We start from the raw sequence: 20,730 nt of genomic DNA on the forward strand, positions 1-20,730 counted from the left end.
CTCGGGCTCTGTGCGCCGCGGGGCCGGCCCTGCCGGTCGCAGCGGACCCGCCACCCCCGGTGCCGGGGTCACCGTGACCGTCGACGGCCACGTGATCTCGGTCGGGGCACCGACGCGGCTGCTGGCGGGGGTCCCGCGATGGGGTCAGGGCCATGATGGTCGCCCGGGACCTGATCGGCACCCTGCCGCTGCCACTCGGCGTGGCCAGGCCACGAGGGCGCCGCCGTCATTGTCGGCCTCAACGGACTGCGCTTGCTGCGCGAGACGGCCTGGCAGCGAGCCGCATGAGCCGCCGGGGCATCCCGGACTCCTGACTGTCGCCTTCCGTCATCCAGCGCCGCCCGCGGCTCGGCAGGGCAGGTCGAGGGTGACAACTGCCCCGTGCTCGGCGTTCTGGGCCTGCGCGGTGCCGCCGTGCGCGGTGGCCACGGCGTGGACGAAGGCGAGTCCGAGGCCGGATCCCTTGCTGGTGCGGCTGGCTTCGGCGCGGGCGAAGCGGTCGAAGGCCCGGGGGAGGAACTCGGGCGGGAAGCCGGGGCCGTCATCGCCGACGCGTACCCGCACCCTGCCGTCGCGGACGGCGGCTGTGACGCGGACGCTTCCGTTGCCGTGGCGCAGCGCGTTGTCGACGAGGTTGCCGACGGCGGGCACCAGCCAGCGGGCGTCGACGTCGATGGTCGTGTCATCCGCGTCGATGTGCAGGCCGTATCCGGCTCGTTCGGCGGTGCGCCGATGCGGGGAGACGGCGGTGTCGACCAGGTCGGCGAGTCGTACGGGCGCCCGGGTGATGTGGCCGGTGCTGCCGAGTTCCTCCAGGTCGAGGAGGGCGTTGGAGAGGTCGATCAGGCGTTGCACCTCGGCGTCCACGGAGCGCAGGGTCTCGGTGAGTTCCTCGGTGGAGCGGGGGCGGTGCAGGGCGACGTCGACCTCGGCCCGCATCAGGGTGAGCGGGGTGCGCAGTTCGTGGCTGGCGTCGGCGACGAACCGGCGCTCGCGTTCGGCGGATGCTTCGAGCTGGTCGAGCATGTGGTTGAGGGTGTGGCCGAGACGGGTGATCTCGTCGTCCCGGTCGACGGGCACGTCCAGGCGCAGGTTCTGGGCGCCGCCGGCGAGGGTGGCGGCCCCGACGCGGTAGCGCTCGACGGGGCGCAGGGCGGCGCGGGCGGTGCGGTAGCCGACGTAGGAGGCGGCGATCAGGGTCAGACCGGAGGCGATGCCCAGCTGGGCGAGGAGTTCGCGCAGCGCCTCGTCGCGATGGCCGCGCCGGACGGCGGCGACCACGATCCTGGTCCGTCCGTCCGCCGTGACGCGCCCGGCCTTAAGGCGCAGGGCGTCCGGCGCGATCGGGAGCAGGGAGCCGACATCGCGGCGGACCGTGGCGCCGCGCATGACGGCGCCGAGTTCGGCGGGGGTGAGCAGCGGTTCGCGGCGTACGGCGTCGCTGAAACTCAGGACCCGGCCGTGCGCGTCCAGGATCTGCCGGAGGCTGCCGCTGGGGCCGGGCGGGAGCCCGGCGTCGGTGCGTACGGCCTGGTCGAGACTGTGCCGGTAGGTGGTCAGGTCGTCGTTCAGCTGCTGGTCGAGGGCGGTCTGGACCCGCCAGTAGACCAGCCCGGCCGCTCCGGTCAGGACCAGGGACATGGTGACGGCGACGGCGAGTACGAGGCGTACGACGACGGGCAGCCGCCGGAACCACGCCCGGGGCCGGCCGACCAGGGTCACGGGGCGGTCTCCAGGCGGTAGCCGCGTCCACGCAGGGTCGTGATCGTCGTACGGTCGAAGGCGCGGTCGACCTTGGCGCGCACCTTGGAGACGTGGACATCGATGGCGTTGCTGCGCAGGTCGGTCTCGCCGTCCCAGACCTCGTCGAGCAGCTGAAGCCGGCTGACCACGCACCCCGCGTTCTCCATCAGCACCCGCAGCACGTCGAACTCCCGCCGCGCCAGGTCGAGTTCGTTCTCCCCGCGCCAGACCCGTTGCTGGTCGAGGTCGAGGACGAGGTCCCCGACCTGGAGCCGGCGTGCCGTTTCGGGGCGGCGCCGGGATATCGCCCGCAGCCGGGCCAGCAGTTCCTCCATGGCGAACGGCTTGACCACGTAGTCGTCGGCGCCGGCGTCCAGCCCGGCGACCCGCTCGCTGATCGCGCCGCGCGCGGTGAGCAGGATCACGGGCACGTCGATGCCCTCGCCGCGCAGCGTCCGGCAGACCTCGACCCCGTCCATCCCCGGCAGCATCACGTCGAGGACGACGGCGTCCACGCGCGCGTCCCGGGCGGCGGCGAGCCCGGAGGGGCCTTCGTAGCGGCCCTCGGCGGTGTGCCCGGACTCGGTCAGGTAGCGGACGACCAGGTCCGTGAGGCGTGTCTCGTCGTCGACGACCAGGTAGTGCATGCCGGTCAGGCTAACCATCCGCAGGCCACGGCAGGGCACCTGGGAAGGCTTCATGGTCTGTTCATGTGACATCCCTACCGTCGTTCAGGTCGCGGTGCTCCGCGGACCGCGACCGGTCCGCCGTCCGACGTGCCGTGACGGAAGGGACCCCCATGCTCGCATCGGTGCTCGCCGCCAAGGGCATCACCGACCACCTCACGGTCACGGATCTGATGATCCGCGGTGGTCTCGACGTCCTCGCCCTGCTGATCCTGGTCGGCCGGCTCTACCGGCGCCGCCCCAGCGCACCGGCGATGCCGCTGGTGCTGGCCGCGCTGAACATCGGCCTGTTCGCCGCGATGAGCACGATCAGCTCCGGCAAGTTCCCGGCCGGCGTCGGCTTCGGCCTGTTCGGCATCCTCTCCCTGGTCCGGCTGCGCAGCGCGGCGTTCACTCTGCGCGACGTCGCCTACACCTTCGTGACCCTGGTCATCGCCCTGTGCACGGGACTGCCGCACCGGCAGATGTGGCTCGTCGTCGCCCTGGTCGCCGCCGTACTGCTGGCGGTTCTGCTGGTCGACGACCCGAAGTCGTACGACCCCCCGACCAGGACGGTGAAGCTCACCCTCGACCGGATCTACCCGGAGCCCGCGCTCATCGCCCACGACGTGGCGCTCCGCTTCGGCCAGGCACCACTGTCGGTCGAGGTCGACGAGGTCGACTACGTCCGCGAGACCACCCGGGTCTCCGCCCGCTACCCCGTGCAGCCCGGCGAGACCGCGCTCGTTCCGCAGTCCGAACCGCGCGAGGAACTGACGCTCTCATGACGTCCGCTCTCGCCTCCGCACTCGGCCTGTCCGGGCTGCGGGGCGCGACGCTGGCCGAGGTCGACGCGGCCGCCGCGCTCCAGCACCGCACCGACCGCAAGTACCTGGTCCCGCTCGACCGCGCCCGCGACCTCGTCGCCCGGCTCGCCGACAGTCACCGCGTCCTCGACCTCGGCGGCGGCCGCCGTACGACGAGCTACCTCAGCACGTACTTCGACACCGAGGAGCTCGGCGCCTGGCGGGCCCACGTGCAGCAGCGCCGCCGGCGCTGGAAGGTCCGCACCCGCCTGTACGCGGAGGACGCACTGTGCCGGGTGGAGGTGAAGACGAAGGACGGCCGCGGTGCCACGGTCAAGCAGGCCCTCCCGGTCCCGGCCACCGCGTACGGCGAACTCGGCACGCAGGCCGGCGAGTTCGTGGACGAAGTGCTGCACGGATCCGGCATCCCCGTCACGGCCAAGGCGCTGGCCCCCACCGCCGAGGTCCGCTACGTCCGCGCCGCCCTCGCGGACCTCGACCACGGCACCCGCGTCACCCTTGACGGCGTCCTCACCTGCCACCGGGGCGGCCACACCGCCGCGCTCGACTCCGGCCACGTCCTCGTCGAGACCAAGGGAGGCACCCGCCCCGCCGCCGCCGACCGGCTGCTTCTGAGCCTCGGCGCGCGGCCGGTCTCCCTCAGCAAGTACATCGTCGGCCAGTCCCTGCTCACCCCCGGCCTCCCCGACAACGACGTACGCCGCCTCGCCCGCGCCCACTTCACCACCGGGGCGCATCCGCTCTGCGAAAGGATCCCCACCGCATGAACGCCCTGCGCGGCATCAAATTGCCGTACGCCCTGATCGCGCTGCTCGCCGTCGCGGCCGTCTCCGTCGGTGTGCTGCGACCGCAGTGGGTCGCCGCCGCCACCTCCATGAAGAAGAAGCCCGGAGCGACGGAACGGATCAAACAGGACCTGCCGCCGAAGCTCTTCACCGACGCCGAGATCGCCCCGATCGGCAAGGAGGCGGCGACCCAGCGCAAGAAGGCCGATTCCCTCTTCGCGAAGTGGACCGCGCAGCACGGCACCACACGCGACGACAAGGCGTTCACCGCGTGGGCCGCCGCGCAGGTCCCCGCGCCCCCGTCGGCCGCACAGCGCACCGCGGAACTCCGCCAGGTCCAGGCCCTCGCCAAGACCCGCACGGCGGCGGGGAAGAAGGCCGCGACCTGGCTGGAGCTGCACGGCAAGAAGGACATCTGGAAGCTCTACCTGCACGACCAGCGCGAACTGATCCCCGCCGCGCAGGGCACGGCAGAGAAGGCCGAGCTCAAGGCAGCCCTGAAACTGGCCAAGACGATCAGCGACCGACTGGCGGCCGAGGACAAGCAGCCGGCCCCGTTCGTCCTGGACCCGACCCTGCGCCCGGAGAAGCAGATCAAGCCCGGGGCGAAGGGCCCGTACTCCTACCCCTCCCGCCACGCCGCCCGCGCCGCAGCGGCCGTCACCTTCCTCGGCGCCCTCGCCCCGCACCGCGCCGCGGACTACGAGTGGATGCGGGCCGAAGTCCTCTACTCCCGCCTCTACATGGCCGGCCACGTCACCAGCGACCTGACCGCCGGAACCCTCCTCGGCGACCTGATCGGCGACTACGAACTCGCCGTCGGCGGACACTGACACCGCTGAGCCTCGTTGTCAGAGGCCACCGGTGTTGAGCAGCCGGTTGGGGGTGTCGGAGCGGACGCCGTGCAGGACACCGGGGGTGGCCGTGTGGTCGAGCCAGACGTGGACCTGGTTGGCCGTGGCGTGCGGGTGTGCCGACAGGTACAGCGCGATCACGCCGGTCGCGTGCGGCGCGGCCCAGGACGTGGCGCCGTCGTCCTCCGTGGCCGTACCGCCGCCGGCGAGGGCGGCGGTCACCTTCTGGCCGGGGGCGTACAGGTCCACGCAGCGTCCGTAGCCCGAGCCGTAGGAGCCGCCGTCGCTCCATGGACGGTCGTTCGGGGTGGAGGCCGCGACGACGATCGTGCCGGGGACGCCGGCCGGGGAGTGCTTGCAGGCGTCGTCGTGGAAGTTGCCGGCCGACACCACGGTCGGGATCCCCGCGTCGACCATCTTCTTCACGGCGGACTCCAGGGCCGCCGACCGGTGATCGAGGTTGAGCGACATGTTCACCACCGCGGGCTTCTGCGCGTGCGCGGTGACCCACTTGACCGACTTCACCAACGCCGCCTCGGCCGCCGTCGGCGAGCCGCCGCCCTCGCTCTCGCACAGGACGCCCTGGACCCGTACGAGCTCCGCCTTGGGCGCCACCCCGTACTTCGCCCCGCCGATGATGCCCGCGACGAACGTGCCGTGGCCTGTGCCCGCCTCGCTGAAGCAGTCACCGGAGTCCTTCGGGCCCACGAAGTCGGCCCCGAGGTGGGCCCGTCCGCCGAACTCCTTGTGGCCGATGTCCATCCCGGTGTCGATCACGTAGACGTGCACGCCCTTGCCCGTGGCGGTGGTGGTGAACTTCCCGTTCAAAGGCCGCGACCGCTGGTCCAGGATGTCCAGGTTCCACGGCACGTGACGGGTGATGGAAGACGCTGCGGCCTGCGTGACACCCGACAACGTCCCCACGGTGTCGGTGGACGCGGGCGCCGAACCTGACCGCGCCCCGTTCCCGGAGGACGGCACGGGCTGCCTCGGCCCGTGCACGGGGACCGTCCCGCCGCTTCCGCCGGAAGCCGCGCCGGCTTCCCTGCCACAGGCCGAGGCCCCGAGAACCGTCGCCATGGCCACCACCACGAGACCGGTCTTCGTCACGTTTCGCTTCACGATGTCCCCCGCCGTCCTGCTACGTACACAGTCAGCGCACAAGACGACCACATGGGGCGCGCGGTTCCGGCGGGGCATGCGGCAGCCGGCCACCATCGCTTCCGTCCCGTTCCGTATCCGGCCGTCGAAGACCAGCCCCAGCGCTCTCTTCTCGGCGCACCTTCCATCGGCCCACTGTCGGCAGTGCCGCGGTGACCGGCCGGGCGTCGGACGTCCTGGGCGCCCGCTTCGGCCTCGTCTTGGGCGGCCTCGTCTCCGTCGGCTCCCGCGGCCCCCGGCGGCTCGGCCGCCCACGGCGATGCGCCAGGCCGGCACCCGCACCGTCCGCCGCGATTTCACGTCGAAGCGTCGAGAGACGTCGCCGGGCGTATGCCGATCCAGGGGCAAACGGGGCCCATGGGTGTGAACTGGCGGGTGCTTCAGGCCGGCGCCGCCTCAGGGCCTGCCCCGGCCCACGCGTATGTCCATGTTCCAGGCGTTGCTCCGGCCGTTCGGTCCGGTCTTGCAGGCCATGTCGTAGCAGCGCCAGAACCAGATGCCGTTCGTGCGGCGGCGCAGTTCGATGCTCGTGCCGCCGCAGCGAGCGCACTTCGGAGGGCGGGCGAACAACTCGGCATGTTCGTGCTCCAGCAGCTTGCGCGCGAAGTGGCCGCCTCGAATCGTCACCATGATCTCGCGGGTCCACGACTGTGACAGGGTGTTGAGACTTCCCATCATCACCGTCTGCTCGTCGATCACGGCAATCTTCTGGTGCATGACGTTGACGGGGATGACGGTGTGGACGAGGGCTCGGAGGTCGGAGATGAGGCTCCGGCTGTCCGGGCGGGCCTGGAGCTGGTCGGTGTCGTCGCGGATGAACACGGTCACGCGCACGCCACGTTCCGCCGCGTCGCGCAGCAGCGGCAGGATGCCGCGTACCCGGTTGGCGACCCATGGTGCCCACAACCAGATCGAGGTGCGGGCCTTGGTGATCTCCTCCTCGAAGGTGCTGAAGAATGTCAGTTCGTCGTCGAGGCCCGTCACTTCGACGTGCCGGGCCAGGACGTCGGCGAGCGCGGCTCCGAAACCGCCGAGATCTCGGGCCTTGTCCTGCGGCGGCGTGATCAGATGACTGGCCCGCAGCCGCCGCACGCCGGGAGTGCCGACCAGCTCGGCAAGACGAGTGAAAGCCCTGCCGTTACGCGCGGTCCGGATCCGTTCCCAGCTGCCGAGAACGTAGAGGCGGGTCTGGACACGGGTGGCCGCCACATTGAACAGACGTACACCGTTCCGTGCCCAGTCCGAGGCGTCCGGTTCCCGGTGTGCCAGGGACATCCACAGTTCGCGTCCGTCGATGCCTTCGACCGTGTCGAAGACGACGACGGGGAACTCCCGCCCCTGGAACCGGTGGGCCGTGCCCACCTCGGCCAGGGGGCCGCCCCCGCTCTCCACATCCCGCAGAGCCTCAAGCGTCGCGTCCGCCTGGGTACCGTACGGCGTGACGATGCCCGCCTCCTCGCCCTTCCCGCGGTGGTAGTCCACCAGGGCCCTGGCGATCAGTGCCCCGGCCGGCCACCAGCCGCTCCTGCGGCCGGTGAGGTGCGGCTGTGCCAGCTCGTGCAGACCGTCGGTGTCGACGACCACGATCTCCGGATCGTCGGGCGGTCTCGGCGCCGCGGTCTGCTTGCCGCCGCGAAGCAGTCCGCCGTAGGCGAGCGAGTTGGCCAGCCGCATGACCGCCGGGCCGAAGCGGTGCTGCTCGCTCAGGGTGACGCAGGCGGGGTGCCGGGCGGCGTCCGCCGGCTCCCGGATGCCGCAGTGCTCGAAGACGTCCGGGAGCAGCCAGCGCTTGACATCCGGGCGGTCCAGATCTTTCAGCTGTTCCTCGATGACCGGCCCGAGCTGCATGAAGTCGCCGAGCAGCACGGCCGTCCGGGACGCCTTCGCCGTCGCGAGGATCACTTCCGGCAGCGTCGCCGCCCCCGCCTCGTCGACCAGGACGACGTCGTAAGGGCCTTCGAAGACCGCCTTGTTGGTCCGGAACCGGGCGAGTGTGGTGGCGACCAGTCGGGCCCTCTTGATGATCTCACCCTGGGCGTTGCGGGCGAGGCGCTCGTACTCTTCTTGAACCTGTTGGAACTGTGCCTCCAGTGCCGGCCGACGGGAGGTGTCGGCTGTCACCTGAGGCCGGAGTCGCTCGGCGCGGGCATGGCGGGTCGGCCAGCCCTTCCGGTCGGAGAGGCCGGTGAGTTCCGCCGCGTCGAGAGCGCGCACGACGGCCTTCTCCAGCCGGGTGACGTCGTCACGGCTGTTCGCAAGGGCGGCAAGGGCCGACCTGCGGGCCGACTGCGCCGAAGCGAGCGTTCCCTCCAGGGCGGCGATCTGCTTGCGGGCGTGGGTGATGCCGGCGGCCAGCCGGGCCCGTTCCTCTTCCAGCGCGGTGACATGCGCTTCGGCCGTCGCGCGCGCGGCCTGGGCGGTTCGGCGTGCCCGGTCGGCGTCCTCCTCCATGGCGGTCACCTGATCGCGGAGTGCCTGCCGTTTCTCCCGAGCCCGCCACTTGGCCATGGACCGCCGGCTGTCGAGCTGCCCCAACTCCTCCGCCAGGTCACGCAGTTGTTCTTCGGCCAGGAGTGCCTCGGCTTCCTTGCGCTCCGCTGCTCCGAGGATCCGCGCCTGCTCGTCGTACAGGCGGTCGACCTCCGACCACTGACGACGGGACTCCATCGCTTCGTCTCGGTTCCGCTGTGCCGCCGACACAGCCCTGTCGGCCGCTTCCAGGGCCGCCTCGGCTTCCTCCAGCACGGACGCGGCGCGCTCCGCGCGTTCCCGCGCGGACTGGGGGTCCTGGCCGGGCGTACGCAACAGCTTCAGCGCGTCGAAGTACGCGGTCGGATCGAAGCCGACGAGGGAGGCGTCCAGCGCAGCCAGTTCCTTCGCGCGGTTTCGTATGTCCACCAGCGTGGCCTCGATGACACGCTTGCGCTCGGCCGTCTCCGTCAGCCGCTCGAGGACCATGAGCGGCAGGGACACCGTGGGATCGTCCGCCACTTCCCGGAGTTGCGGCGGGCCGACGCGGACGATGTCACCGGGTTCGTGCCGGTTCCCCCGCACCACACCCAACAGGGCGTTGTCCACCGCGATGTTGGTCGCGGACACCAGCAGCACGCGGTCGCCCCGGGTGATCAGGTCACCGATCGCCCGCTTCAGCACGGTCGTCTTGCCGGTGCCCGGCGGACCCCACACCAGGTGCACGCCCTGGCCCAGACACGCACGGTACGCGTGTCCCTGCGCGGGGTGGAATCCCGGAGGGTCCGGGTCGGAGGAGGAGGTACCGCCGATCGCTCCTGCGGCCAGGGCGTTCGCCAGCGGGCTTTCGCCCAGTCCGGCGATACCGTCGCGCAGCGCCTCCACGAGGAACGTCGGCGGTTGCTTCAGCAGCCACAGATACGCGTCCGGAAGATCCGCGAATTCCGCGACCTTCAGTGTGAGCAGCGAGCCGTTCTGCACCGTCTCCGAGACGACGAACCCCTGCGTCTCGATGTTGTCCGAATTCGGGCCGGCGAGCCGCAGGGCGTCCAGCTGGTCCGGTCCGATGTCCGAACCGCGCAGGTCCACCGCGTACCAGCCGGCTTCCTTGGTGCGGGACGCGCGCCCCACCCGTTGCCATCGGGGCTGCCTCCCCGAGCCGCCCGTGACCCTGATCAACTCGCCCAGAGCCGTCGCGATCTCCTCGCGCCACCCCACCCGCGTCGCCCCCGTTCCGCGCCTTCGCGGGATCTCCCGCGTGTGCGCGGCCGGATCCCGCGGGGACCCTACCCGCTGAGTACCTGCGGCGATTCCGTGAGCGCCACGCCGTAGGGCGACTTTCGGCCTGCCCTGTCACCGCTGGGCATCGGCGAGCCGAGCCCGTACCCGCCTTCGAGATGCGCTTCACCTCCACCCCGCGCGGCGCCCGGCTCGCCCGCAGGCTGGCCGCCCACCGGCTGGACACCTGGGGATCCTGTACGGCGGTGGCCCGCACGAGTCGATCGCGCTCGTCGCCGGCGAGCTGACCGCCAACGCGGTGCGGCAGGGGCACGTGGCCGGCCGGGACTTCCACTTGCGCCTGTACGTGACCGGGCCGACCGCCGCCGCCGTGGTCCGGATCGAGCTCACCGACACCCGCACCGAACGCACACCGCCCCGCCCGGAGGCGCTACGTGCGGCGGAACCCGAGGACCCGAGGACCCGGGGGCCGGGGGCTGGTCCCCGTCGCGGGGCTCGCGTGCGCGCGCGGCGTTCTCCTCGGCGAGTGCCGGCATCGGGGTTGTGGTGCCGGAAGGGGATGATCTACGTGCTGTCCGCTTCCCCTGGAGCCGGCGCTATCGTGGACCTAAGCGGACGGCTGTCCGGTACCGGGGAGCGCCGTGGACGCCTGTCCGGTGGCGCGGGAGGCGTGGGCGCGAGCCCTGAAGGAGGAGGGGGAGTGGAGGCCAGAAACGACGGGCCCCAGCGCTCGGACGCACAGCGCAACCGGGAGCGGATCCTGAAGGTGGCGTTGGCGGAGTTGTCGCGTGCCGTGGATGTGCCGCTGAACTCGATCGCCAAGAAGGCGGGGGTGGGGCAGGGCACCTTCTACCGCAACTTCCCCAACCGTGAGGCGCTCGTCCTGGAGGTCTACCGCCACGAGGCGCAACAGCTCGCCGCTGCTGCGGGGGAACTGCTCGCAGCCCGGGCGCCCGATGAGGCCCTGCGGGAGTGGATGGACCAGCTCGCTCGCTTCGCCGTCGCCAAGGCCGGTCTGTCGGATGCGATGCGTCAGATCGTCGGCACGACGGACGGCCCGGCCCAGCCGGGATACGCGCTGGTCGTCGAGGCGATCGAGGCGCTGATCGCCGCCAACCACGAGGCCGGCACGCTCCGTCCGGGGCTGACGCCCGACGACTTCGTCCTGGCCGTCGCGGGTATCTGGCAGATCGATGCCCGCGGGGACTGGCGCACCCAGAGCACGCGGCTGCTGGATCTCGTCATGGACGGGCTGCGCGCGGGGGCACCCGGACGGGGGTGACGATCGGGCCGCCTGCCCGGGTGGACCGACGGCCCGGCAAAAAGCGTCGCTGACCGGCCGTCGACTGCGGACGAACGGCGCTGACCGACGGTGGCGGGAGCGGCGTCCTCGTCGTGGTGCGGGACCTTTGCGACGCTGCCGTGCGGCATTGACCACGGCGAGTCGTCGGCGCCTGCCTGCGCTGCCGGACACCGGGGGGCACGTCTCGGAATGGGACTCGTCAGTCCGTGATGACGGCGGCGCGGTGGATCCACTCGGTGCTGTGGGCCGCCTTGTGCAGGAAGTCGGCGACGTCCGCGCGGCTGATCGTCGGGTTGCCCTTCATCGGCAGGCGCCCGCCGACGAGGTAGCTGCCCTTGGCGGGGCCCTTGGTCAGCATGGCCGGGTAGACCAGCGGCCAGTCCAGGCCGCTGGAGCGGATCGCCTTCTCGGAGATCTCCTTGTTGGCGTAGATGTTCCGCAGGAACGTGCTGTACATGACCTTCTGCGTGGCGCTCGCGGACCGGAAGGTGTCACCCACGCCGAAGGACGACAGCCAGACCAGGCGGGATACGCCCACGTCCCGGGCCGCGCCGATCACGGCCGTGGCGGCGCTGACGACCGGTGGGGCCGGTCGCACCGAGGACGAGCAGATTCATGGCAAGGATTCTGTCCGCTTAGCAAGTGGAATGTCCGTCCGCTTCTGCCGCTTGCGGGACGTCGAGACGCCGAGTCGGGCGTCCCGGGCCCGGATCATCTCGTCCGCCGCCTGCCCGTCCTCGGTGAAGCCCATCATCAGCTGCGGGATGCCGTAGGGAAAGTCGTCGCGGTCGTACTGCCACGTGTGGAACGTCTTCCCGTACGTGGTCACGAGGTCCTCGAAGTAGGCGTGCTCGGCCATGTCGGGGATGCCGGGGGCGGTGAGGATGCCGGACCTCACCTCGTAGTGATGGCTGTGCCACAGGCGTTTCTCGTCCTCGGGCAGCCCGCGGAAGCGCTCCTCGCTGATGATGTACTCGATGCCGATCAGACGGGCGTCGGGCGCGTTGCGGTCGAAGATGACGCACTGGTGCAGGTCGTGCCGGAGATGGATGCAGAAGTGCGTGGCCTCCACCTGCCTGCCCATGTCGTCGGCGTACATGTGGAAGCCGTTGAGATACGTGCTCATCGCATCGAGCGGGTACTTCCGCTGCAGGGCGCCGGCCGCCAGGTCGAGCGCGCGGTGCTTGAGCGGGTGCCCATTGCCGATCTTGCGAACCGTGGCCGCCTTGCGGCCGAACAGGAGACCGGCCGTGGCCGTCAGGCCTGCCGCGACACCGATGCCGAGGGTGGTGGCTGTTGCCCGGCCGGAGCCGCGCGAGCCGTGTGTGGGTGCCATGGGCGGCGAGTGCCCCGGACCCGGCGGCCGTAACGGTGTGCTGCGTCGACGATCAGTCCCCGCGCGCACGGCCGCATCACCCGGGCCGAGGCGGGTACGCGGGGCGCATGAGGCCGAGGAGGTCTGTCGAACGCTGAGGGGCCACGTCATGAACGGAACGGACGACGGTCGGCATGAGGACGCGGCACCACGCACGGAGTCGGGATCGATCGGCCGCCGCTCACCCCGCACCGGTACGGAACCGGTCACCGCACGAAGTCCGCTCCGGCTGCGCCTGCTTCTCTCCGGCATCTTCGCCCCGGTCTTCGTCGCCGCGACCGCGTACTTCGCGGTGTGGGCAGCCGACTCGGGCCCGGGGGAGAGCCCCGGGCGAGGGCCGTTGACCGTCCTCGCGGTCGTGTGCGGGGTGGTCGCGCTCCTCGCACTGATCGACCTGGTCGTCGTCGCGCGTCGGCTGAGGCGCGAACGGGCCGTTGCGCCGCCCACGCGCTGAGACGCCCGCCGTGTCGCTGGGACGGCATCGGTCGCCGCCTTCGCTTGTCAGCCAGACCGCGGTCGTCCTGCCGTCACGACCGCGTGTCTCACGCGCCACCGTCGTTCGGTACGGCGTGTGCGCTGCGCCACTGCCTGCGACGATCACCGTCCGTTCACGCGCGGGCAGGCTCTCGACCTGCTAGCCGTCCGGCCACCAGGTAGGTCCGATGCCCTTGCGTACCTCGGGGCGTCCGGCGGGACGTTCGTCGGTCTCCTCACGAATGCGCCGAGCGTCCGTCTTCACCGTCCTGTTCACGCGGATATGGCGCATGTCCGCCTCCTTCCAGCGTCTTCCGGGTTCCGCGATCTCACGAAGCCGGACGCATGGGGGGATTTCCTCGACTCGGGCACGCCCGGCGGTTCCGGGAGACCGGCCGGCCGACCGTGAAGGAGCGGCCCACAACTCTTTCCCGCGTGTTCCCCTCAGCTGCCGGCGCGCGCGATGACGTCGTCCGCGATCCCCTTGTCGAGCGCGGATCGCACCAATCCGGCGGCGAGCGCCGGGTATTCGGTCTCTTCGACCAGGCGGGCGATGGCGCTCGGGGATTTTGGGAGACCGAGCCGTTCGGCGCCTTGCAGGGCCTTGGCGTCGAAGTACGGTGCGGCCTCCGGCCAAACGCCCTGGACTTCCCGCAGGAAGATGTCCGCCCCGGTGGGAGCAGTTCCTCTTCGGACTCCGCTATCGGGCCGACCCGGCGGCGTTCGCCGTCGCCGTAGTCGAGCCACACCTCGTGCGGGCCCTGGATGATGATGTCCTCGACCCGCTCGTCGTCCAGGTACGGCTGGAGCCGGCCGGCGCGGAAGAGGATGTCGTACACGGCGCGACGCAGGGCCTGGTCCTGCTGCGGCGTCATCGCCTCAGCATCCGACCACAGCGCAACCGCCTCGGCGATCCAGTTCAGGCAGCGCTGCTCTTCACTGTCCCGGTCCATATCGGGCTTGGTCTTGAGGAGTTCCTCGCGCTGCCTGGCGACCTGCGACGCAATGTCCCGGGCCACCCGGTAGTCGACGGTGACCTGCGCAGTTGCGGCTCCGAGAGCGTGCGTACTTGCGCCAGCGCCCGCAGGTACGGACGTGCCGTTTGGCTGGTGGACCCGCTCCTGGGACGGCGGCGCGACGATGGGGTTGGCGTGCAGGGGCCTACCGCGCATGTGACACCTCCCCGCCTGCTGCGCGCGGAACTAGACGGGCCCGGCGTAGGGCGGCCCGTTGAGCCAGCGCGCTGCTGCCCGCGCGGGCAGCCTTCATGAGCGGCGACCTGGTGAAGTGGCGCGGTTGTTCGGCGCCGTCGGACAGTACGCGAGCGTCTTTTGGTGCGTAGGGCAAGGTGGCCACCACCGGGACCTGCAGCACACGCTGCACCTCACCTGCGGGATACGGCCCCTCGTCGATCATCACCAGGCCGATGTCCCCGACACGGTTTTCCAGCTCGCGTACCCGTCCCTCGGCTGCCTGCAAGCAGCGCAGGGTGTTGCGGACGACCACGAAGGTGGCGTCCGCTTGCTCGGCCAGCACTCCCGAGGGCCCGTACGCTCCGCGTCGGCCGAGGTCGATCAGGACGTCATGGTCGTGTTCCGCCTCGATGCCGCGCAGCATCTGCGCGAGGGTCTTCCAGACCGGGCCAAGGCTCGCCGCCTGTGCGGGGTCGGTGATACCGGGCAGCAGCAGCCGCTCCCACGGCGGGCCGTCCTCGCTGCCCAGGTCGATCAGCTGCCGCCAGAAGGCTTCGCCGAACACCCCGATTCTGGCGGCGACAGAGAGGTTGCGGAGGCTGCGCTGGTCGCCAAGTGTGCCCTGCAGCAGGCCGTGCAGCACGGCAGAGCCGTCCGGGTCACACTCGGCCAGGATCATCTTGCGGCCCGCCTCCAGTGGCCACGACAGCAGCAGGGCCAGCGTGCTCGTGGTCACGCCGGGTGCGCCGCTGCAACCTGCGAGCGCGATCACAGCCATCAGTTGCCGTCCGGAGCAGCGAGGACCAGGCGCAGGGTGCCGGCCGACTCCCACGCGGCGGCCGTGGGTCCCTCGGCGGCGGCCGTAGCCACGTCGACGACCACGATGCCCGTACCGGGAGCGGCCCCGGACGCCTTCACGACCCGGCCGTCGATCGTCCGCGGCGCAGCATTCGAGCCGTTGCCGGTTTCCGTCGCCCCCTGAGCCGGGACGTGCACGAGCTGTACCTTCTGGCCCGGCACCAGAGCGGTGGCCGGGATCTCCTTGGGCTCCAAGCCGATCGGCACCAACTGCTCCCCGGCCTTCACCAGTGAATCCCTCGTCACCTGCGAAGAGGCCAGCAGAGAGCCCGGCTTGAGCTCCACGGCGGCTCGCTTGCCCACCACCGACTTCAGATTGTCGGCGCGCACCGCCTTGACCGCAGGGTCCAGCGCCACGGACGCCTTGCCCAGGTCGTCCTCGGTCAGCACCTGGCCGACCTGGACGTCCCGGACTACGGTCACGACGTCGGTGCGGTTGCCGACCTGGAGCAGCAGGACGGCAACTCCGGCGCCTCCGGCGGCGATCAGTGCCAGAGACAGGGCGATGACCACTGGCCGTCGCCTGCGAGCCGATACCCGCGGCGGAGCCACCGGTCCGGACACGCGCCCCTGCTGGAAGACTTCGTTCGGGTTGGCTGTGTCTATCGGTTCCTGTGTCTTGCTCACCGTTCTGTCCCTCCCGGCGCCTACCTGACGACCTGTACTTCGCCGACAGCCACCTGCACTTGGGTCTGCCGGGCCTCGGTGAGCTGGCCGGTCTGTCCGCCTCCCTCCCAGTTGATCGTCCACGTCGAGGTCGCGGTCACCGGGAACTTGCCGCCTGCGGCACCGGCCGAGGTCTTGGAGTACACGTGTCCGCAGGTCGGCGACGGGCCCATGACATCGGACGACGTGTAGGGCGTGCCGGGACCATTGCAGGTCACGGAGAAACCGTCGCCCATCGTCCACACGATCCGCGACACCTTCGCGGTCGCTGCGACGGTGACCCCGCCCGCGGTAGCCGACGCCGTGTTCGGTCCGTATGTTGTGACGCTCTGGTTGACCCACATCCACATCGGGACACCCACGGTGTACTTTCCGGCCGCGCGCGGGCTGGCGATGTCCGGGCCGCGCAGCGTCATAGAACACCCACGTCGGGGCCGCCGCCGGCGTAGGCGACGCCTGCCGAAGCCAGGGCGAGAGCACTGGTGAGCGAGGCAAGGCGCCGGATCAGCAGGGCTGTTCTTGAGCGGTCAACTTCGTGACCATCCACCTCGTCCCCCACTGTTGAAGTGTTGCGGTGCTGACGTATTTGACGAGCCGCGTCGTGGGCAGCGGGACCTTCTCCTTCGAGGACTTGTCGATCAGGGTCCAGTGCGTCGTGTCGACGCAGTCCGTGACCGTGGCCTCGGGAATCTTTGCGCCGGTCACCTTGACGACTTTCGGATTGATCACCGGCTTGCCGGTTGTCACCTGCCCGGCCTTCCGCATGACCGAGAGGTCGTGCTCAATGTCGAGCAGCGCCCTCAAGGTGGTGGTCTTCTTCAGGTCGGTGCCAGCGGAGGAGGCCTTGCTGTAGGCCTTGGTCTGCGCGTCCCAGGAACTGGTGTAGGCCGCGATGACCGCGGCGTCTTCGGCGTTGACGCTGAGACTGGGCGATGGTGAGGACGCCTGCCGGGCAGCGCTGGAGGAGGGGGCTGACGCCGCATCGCCGCTGCCGCTGCAGCCGACCAGTGCCAGCAGACTGGTGGAGAGGGCCAGCGCAGCGGCGTGCTTGCGGGCGCGGGCGGCGGAGCTGTGCGCTGATAAGCGTCGTGGTGTGGCTCTCACATCAACTCCCCATGCGAGCGAGTCGGTTCGGCCGGCCGCCTCTGGGGCTCGCCGGGGGGCGGCCTGGTGTTTCGGCCGGGTGAAGCGCCGGTGCTGGGCGTTCGAGATCGCCAGGCTATGCATATGCCTCCCAACTCCTCATCCTGTTATTTGAGTTGACGCGAGCCAACTCGGGACGTATCTGGTCACAACCAGCACCGGAAGCCGGCTTGAGTCTCGGCAGCGGGACTCCGGTGCTACGACGTCCGCCCAGCACGGCCTTGCGCCGCTTACGGGGTGGAGTGAGGCCGTGGGTTGCGCGGCCGAGCGGTGTGGGTGCTCCCTGCGCCGACGACAGTGCGGGGCACACAGTGATCACGTGGCCGTCGTGTTGACCCGCTGGCCGGGGAACCGGTGGTGCCCTGATTGAGGTCGTCCAGTCCAAGGCCTCCGCTGATGACGCAGGAGCCGCTGGCGTACGACACCGGGGTCTGCGCGGGTCGGTAACCTTTCCTTTTGCGAAGTCTGCCTGCCAGCGTGCCACCCAGCGCCCTCAAAGCTCCGTCCCCTTTGGGAAATTCTGGCCGATCGCGAGACCGTGCAATGGTAAACACTCCCTTCGCGCGAGTAAATCACAGGGGGTTTCGGTGGGCATGGCATCCGTGTGTTTCTGGGCGTAGGGCCAGCGACGTCAGGGTCCTTGAGCTGGGCAGTGGTCAGAAGTACTCCTGATCCTTCTTCTGCGGCATCTGAGCGTTCGTCGCGCCGGCAGGGGAGTGTGCGGTGAGGAAGGCGGTGACAGGTGCGGGTCGACGAAGACCAGCCCTTGGCCCGCATGCGCCCAGCCGATCGCCTGCGCCAGGGCCCGCTCGGTCTTGCCACCGCCGGCCTTGCCGACGCCGACTTCGAACAGGGTCTCCTCGGCGTAAGTGGCGACCAGCCGCTCACGGCCGTCCGGGCCCCGGTAGATGCCCTGCAGGAGCAAGTCGGGCCTGCCGAACTCGAAGGTCGGCAGGTCACCGGCGAGTACCGGCAGACGGCAGTGCACGGTCGGGGGCTTGAGCAGGCCCGTCAGCTCCTCCAGCCGCACCCAGTTCGGACGCGGCGGCTGACAGTGCCCCAGATTCCAGCGGCGTTCGAAACTGCGCCGGGTGGGCCAGCGGTCGGCGCCGATCCGCCACGGCCCCAGCCTCCAGCCGCGCATGGCCCATCGCGAGCGCCCCCCGAACACATCAAAGGCAGCCTGGAGTTGGGCCAGGCGCGCGTGGGCACGGCCTTCGGTGTTCGAGGCGCACATCACCAGCAGCTGAACGCGGACCAGGTGGTCGTCCTCAGCGAGCTTGCCCAGGGCCACCACCGGATCCACGCGGCGCGGCACGGGGGGCATCACGAGCCGCCGGCCGGAGGCAGGCGGCTTGTCGCTGAGGAGCTGCCGCAGCTGCCAGGCCATGGAGTCCTCGATGCCGGCGGCGTCCTGGCGCAGCCAGCGGGCGGCCCGCTGGGCCTCTCGGCGTTCCGCACGGCGCGCGGCGCCCATGAGCTGCATCCTGCGAGCCCGCAGCACCCACTTCGGCGCGCGCTGGATGCCGAGCCGGATCTCGGCGAGGTCGCCGAGCTCGGCGCGCAGGTCGGAGACGGCATCCACGAGCGGCTGGAGGGGGTCGGGGTTCAGCGGCACCTCGCGCAGCGGGGCAGTGGGCTTGCCCCGCAGGATGAACTCGGCCCGCACCGTGTGCTTACGCTCCTTGTCGGCGATCGGCCGAGCCCTGCGGACCGTGACGTCCGGTCCGAACGGGGTGATCGACAAGAGCCGTTGACCGCCCGCAGGGCCTTCGATGCGGTAGCGCAGCGGCGCACTGCCGTCGGCGCGGAGCCGGATCTGCACGGCCTTCGAGCGGCGCGGGGCCCACCAGGGCATGGCCGTGGACGCGCGGGCGAGCTGGACCCCCCGCCTGAAGATCTCCTCCAGGCCCGGGTCGAAGTGCCGTGAGGCGACGAGTTCCAGGGCCATCCGCTGGGTGGAGGCACGCGCAGCGAGCCAGCGGGCCGCCATCTCGCCGGCGCCCCAGCACACGGCGATGGCCAGGGCGAGCAGGTACCAGTGGTCGTAGAGCCAGTCGGCGGCGCCGGCCAGGCCGGTCACCAGTCCCGGTACCTGACCGGCAGCTGTCGGATCGGCTTGGCCCGTCAGATTCGGGGCTGCGGAGTCCACGTCGCTGCTCCTTTCTTCGACGTCGTGCGGGTGAAGTGCAAGTCGGTGATGCGGAGGTCGGTGAAAGTGCCGCCGCGGTCTGTACCGGCCCACACCAGGTGGACCACTGCCTTGCCAGGGCTGCCGTCGCGGCGGGCGATCGCCGCCTGGATGCGGAAGCGGGCGGTGGCGAAAACCGGGGCCACCGCCTGGCCCGAGCCGGGGAAGACGTCCGGCCAGTGCGACCGGCCGACTCCGGTGGCGTCCGCACGCAGCAGTGCTCGCCCGGCGATAAGCAACTGGCGCTCGTCGCCGACGGGAAGGTCGGCGGGCCAGGCCCTCTCCAGGGACCGCTGCACGGCCGCGTCGCCTGCCGTGCCCTCGCCGTGCGGGGGAAGAACGGACGCGAAGACTGGTGCCGGTGTGCCGGGCGTCGTGCGGGCGGGCGTCCCGCCTGTGGCAGGTGGCGCTGCCGCCGACTGCGTGGGGGGCTGTGTGGTCGACGCCGCCTGCGGGACCGGCGCCTGCCGGCCGTGCGATCCGCTCAGCAGGGCGATGCCTGTGACGGCGAGCACAGCGGTGCTCAGCAGCAGCCAACGCGGGGAGCGTGGGGAAGTGGTCACAGCAGCCGTGCTCCCCCCGCATAGCCCGACATCGCATTCACCGAGTCCAGCCGTACGACGGTGCCCGGCCGTGCGGCGTTGATCATTTGACCGCTGCCCGCGTAAATGCCGACGTGGTAGATCGTGGAGTCGCGCCCGGGGGCGTAGGCGAAGAAGACGAGGTCGCCTGGCTTGAGGGCGCCTGTACCAAGGCTCGCGGGGATCCGCTGGCCGGCACCGGCCTGCGTGGCCGCGGTGCGCGGCAAGGTGATACCGGCCCGGGCGTACACGTATAGCGTCAGCCCCGAGCAGTCGAAGCCCTCGATGGTCGCGCCGCTCTTGCCGCTGGGCTAGCAGCAGATGCCGTACGACTTGCCGCTCGCGTTGCCGCCGCCCCACGAATAGGGCACGCCCCGCTGGGAGAGCGCCGCCTCAAGGACGGTACGGACGGTCCCGGAGACGCCTCTCAGATCGGGGTCCTTGGCGGCCGCGGTGTACTGGTCGATCCAGCCCAGTACGTCGGCGGCATACGCGCTGGAGTCGTTGTACTCCAGCAGCGCCGCCTCGAGCTGGGCTCGCTGGGTGAGGTCACGGCCGGCTCCGCAGATGTAGACCGCGGCGCCGAGCGCGGCGTCGTCGGCGTTCTGCGGGTCGGCGCCCTTGTCGCCGTTGCCGTCCTCGCCGATCGACGCCCACGTGGATGGCAGGAACTGGAAGGGGCCGACCGCGCGTTCCCCGTTCGCTGTGCCGTCCCAGCGGCCGTGGTCGGTGTCCGCGACGACGGCCGTGTTGCCGCCCTGGCCGGACCCGTTGAGGAGTACGCCGTAGATCGGTGGGCGGATGTCGCCGTTCTCGGCGATCGTGTGGCCGATGGCGTGGTTCGACTCGACTCTGGCGATTCCGGCGAGGATCGGCCAGCGCATCCCCTGGCACTTGGGCACATAGGTGCCGACCTGCTGGACGGCTTTCTTGTAGGCGGTGAGCATGCGCGGCGGGATGTCTGCGGCGCTGCCGCCCTCAGCGATCCCGCCGGTGTCCGCGTTCGTCTTGAGCGCGACGTAGGCGCTGATGGCGTTGCCTACTGGTACGGCACAGCACACGGCGGGCCGGGGTGGGGGTATGAACGGGTACGGGGTGGGGTCTGGTGGTTCCCGGTGTGTGGTTGGGGGGTGGGGTTGTGGGGGTGTGGTTCTTATCGTGGTGGGCTGAGTTCGAGCAGCCGAGTGGTGTGAGGGGGCGGGT

At 70.9% G+C, this 20,730-nt stretch carries 19 protein-coding genes and 3 pseudogenes; 6 read left to right on the forward strand and 16 right to left on the reverse strand.

Annotation, left to right across the window (positions count from 1 at the left end; translation table 11 throughout):
- Positions 1–327: 327 nt before the first annotated feature.
- Both JF597_RS11775 and JF597_RS11780 read right to left on the reverse strand, forming a co-directional pair.
- Positions 328–1,722: a HAMP domain-containing sensor histidine kinase gene (locus JF597_RS11775; RefSeq protein WP_293992800.1), complete on the reverse strand. Its 1,395-nt coding sequence runs from the start codon at positions 1,720–1,722 to the stop codon at positions 328–330.
- A complete protein-coding gene (locus JF597_RS11780) occupies positions 1,719–2,444 on the reverse strand; it encodes a response regulator transcription factor (RefSeq protein ID WP_293992802.1) in 726 nt (241 codons plus the stop codon). Before JF597_RS11780 ends, JF597_RS11775 begins: the two co-directional genes overlap by 4 nt.
- Before the next feature lie 98 nt (positions 2,445–2,542).
- Here JF597_RS11780 and JF597_RS11785 point away from each other — a divergent pair, with 98 nt between their 5' ends.
- The 3 genes from JF597_RS11785 to JF597_RS11795 are packed head-to-tail and all read left to right on the forward strand — an operon-like array spanning position 2,543 to position 4,853.
- Positions 2,543–3,196 (forward strand): DUF4956 domain-containing protein, encoded by a 654-nt coding sequence (locus JF597_RS11785; RefSeq protein WP_293992805.1) that lies wholly within the window; start codon positions 2,543–2,545, stop codon positions 3,194–3,196.
- Positions 3,193–4,002, forward strand: a complete 810-nt coding sequence (locus tag JF597_RS11790; RefSeq protein WP_293992808.1) for a polyphosphate polymerase domain-containing protein — start codon at positions 3,193–3,195, stop codon at positions 4,000–4,002. Before JF597_RS11785 ends, JF597_RS11790 begins: the two co-directional genes overlap by 4 nt.
- Positions 3,999–4,853: a phosphatase PAP2 family protein gene (locus tag JF597_RS11795; protein WP_293992810.1), complete on the forward strand. Its 855-nt coding sequence runs from the start codon at positions 3,999–4,001 to the stop codon at positions 4,851–4,853. Before JF597_RS11790 ends, JF597_RS11795 begins: the two co-directional genes overlap by 4 nt.
- A gap of 18 nt (positions 4,854–4,871) precedes the next feature.
- Here JF597_RS11795 and JF597_RS11800 read toward each other — a convergent pair whose 3' ends face one another.
- Both JF597_RS11800 and JF597_RS11805 read right to left on the reverse strand, forming a co-directional pair.
- Positions 4,872–5,744, reverse strand: a complete 873-nt coding sequence (locus tag JF597_RS11800; protein ID WP_293992813.1) for a S8 family peptidase — start codon at positions 5,742–5,744, stop codon at positions 4,872–4,874.
- A gap of 687 nt (positions 5,745–6,431) precedes the next feature.
- Positions 6,432–9,635, reverse strand: a complete 3,204-nt coding sequence (locus JF597_RS11805; RefSeq protein WP_293992815.1) for an AAA domain-containing protein — start codon at positions 9,633–9,635, stop codon at positions 6,432–6,434.
- A gap of 266 nt (positions 9,636–9,901) precedes the next feature.
- Between JF597_RS11805 and JF597_RS11810 the strand changes: the two are divergent.
- Together JF597_RS11810 and JF597_RS11815 are read left to right on the forward strand one after the other, a co-directional pair.
- Positions 9,902–10,176 (forward strand): annotated as a pseudogene (locus JF597_RS11810) (ATP-binding protein); the annotation flags it as partial.
- A 267-nt stretch (positions 10,177–10,443) separates the two neighbouring features.
- Positions 10,444–11,025 carry a TetR/AcrR family transcriptional regulator gene (locus JF597_RS11815; protein ID WP_293992817.1) on the forward strand — a complete coding sequence of 194 codons (582 nt, stop codon included), beginning with the start codon at positions 10,444–10,446 and terminating at the stop codon, positions 11,023–11,025.
- 220 nt (positions 11,026–11,245) lie between these two features.
- Here JF597_RS11815 and JF597_RS11820 read toward each other — a convergent pair whose 3' ends face one another.
- Both JF597_RS11820 and JF597_RS11825 read right to left on the reverse strand, forming a co-directional pair.
- The gene (locus JF597_RS11820; protein ID WP_293992820.1) at positions 11,246–11,644 is read right to left on the reverse strand and encodes an NAD(P)-binding oxidoreductase; all 399 of its coding nucleotides are present in this window, start codon (positions 11,642–11,644) and stop codon (positions 11,246–11,248) included.
- Positions 11,645–11,659: 15 nt separating this feature from the next.
- Positions 11,660–12,382 (reverse strand): OBAP family protein, encoded by a 723-nt coding sequence (locus JF597_RS11825; protein ID WP_293992822.1) that lies wholly within the window; start codon positions 12,380–12,382, stop codon positions 11,660–11,662.
- 148 nt (positions 12,383–12,530) lie between these two features.
- On the opposite strand from JF597_RS11825, the gene JF597_RS11830 reads away from it, so the two are divergent.
- Positions 12,531–12,875, forward strand: a complete 345-nt coding sequence (locus JF597_RS11830; RefSeq protein ID WP_293992824.1) for a DUF6343 family protein — start codon at positions 12,531–12,533, stop codon at positions 12,873–12,875.
- A gap of 180 nt (positions 12,876–13,055) precedes the next feature.
- On the opposite strand, the gene JF597_RS11835 is transcribed toward JF597_RS11830, so the two are convergent.
- From JF597_RS11835 to JF597_RS11880, 10 genes and pseudogenes are all read right to left on the reverse strand, one after another.
- Entirely contained in the window at positions 13,056–13,187 is a 132-nt protein-coding gene (locus JF597_RS11835; protein WP_293992826.1) for a hypothetical protein, read from the reverse strand.
- A 152-nt stretch (positions 13,188–13,339) separates the two neighbouring features.
- Positions 13,340–13,573: pseudogene (locus tag JF597_RS11840) on the reverse strand (endonuclease); the annotation flags it as partial.
- Positions 13,574–14,056: 483 nt separating this feature from the next.
- On the reverse strand, positions 14,057–14,866 hold the full coding sequence (locus JF597_RS11845) for a hypothetical protein (RefSeq protein WP_293992829.1): 810 nt from the start codon (positions 14,864–14,866) through the stop codon (positions 14,057–14,059).
- The gene (locus JF597_RS11850) at positions 14,866–15,510 is read right to left on the reverse strand and encodes an SAF domain-containing protein (RefSeq protein WP_293992844.1); all 645 of its coding nucleotides are present in this window, start codon (positions 15,508–15,510) and stop codon (positions 14,866–14,868) included. Before JF597_RS11850 ends, JF597_RS11845 begins: the two co-directional genes overlap by 1 nt.
- A gap of 83 nt (positions 15,511–15,593) precedes the next feature.
- A complete protein-coding gene (locus tag JF597_RS11855; protein ID WP_293992832.1) occupies positions 15,594–16,028 on the reverse strand; it encodes an ATP/GTP-binding protein in 435 nt (144 codons plus the stop codon).
- Between the two features lie 88 nt (positions 16,029–16,116).
- On the reverse strand, positions 16,117–16,839 hold the full coding sequence (locus JF597_RS11860; protein WP_293992834.1) for a hypothetical protein: 723 nt from the start codon (positions 16,837–16,839) through the stop codon (positions 16,117–16,119).
- A gap of 658 nt (positions 16,840–17,497) precedes the next feature.
- Positions 17,498–18,907: pseudogene (locus tag JF597_RS11865) on the reverse strand (ATP/GTP-binding protein); the annotation flags it as partial.
- Complete coding sequence (locus tag JF597_RS11870; RefSeq protein WP_293992835.1) at positions 18,883–19,509, reverse strand: hypothetical protein; 627 nt, start codon at positions 19,507–19,509, stop codon at positions 18,883–18,885. The pseudogene JF597_RS11865 and the gene JF597_RS11870, both read right to left, overlap by 25 nt.
- Positions 19,506–19,778 (reverse strand): NlpC/P60 family protein, encoded by a 273-nt coding sequence (locus tag JF597_RS11875; RefSeq protein WP_293992837.1) that lies wholly within the window; start codon positions 19,776–19,778, stop codon positions 19,506–19,508. The genes JF597_RS11870 and JF597_RS11875 overlap by 4 nt, the downstream gene beginning before the upstream one ends.
- A 60-nt stretch (positions 19,779–19,838) precedes the next feature.
- The gene (locus tag JF597_RS11880) at positions 19,839–20,588 is read right to left on the reverse strand and encodes a hypothetical protein (RefSeq protein ID WP_293992840.1); all 750 of its coding nucleotides are present in this window, start codon (positions 20,586–20,588) and stop codon (positions 19,839–19,841) included.
- Positions 20,589–20,730: the final 142 nt, after the last annotated feature.

The organism is Streptomyces sp. (assembly GCF_019510245.1).
In the GTDB taxonomy this organism is placed as follows: Bacteria; Actinomycetota; Actinomycetes; order Streptomycetales; family Streptomycetaceae; genus Streptomyces.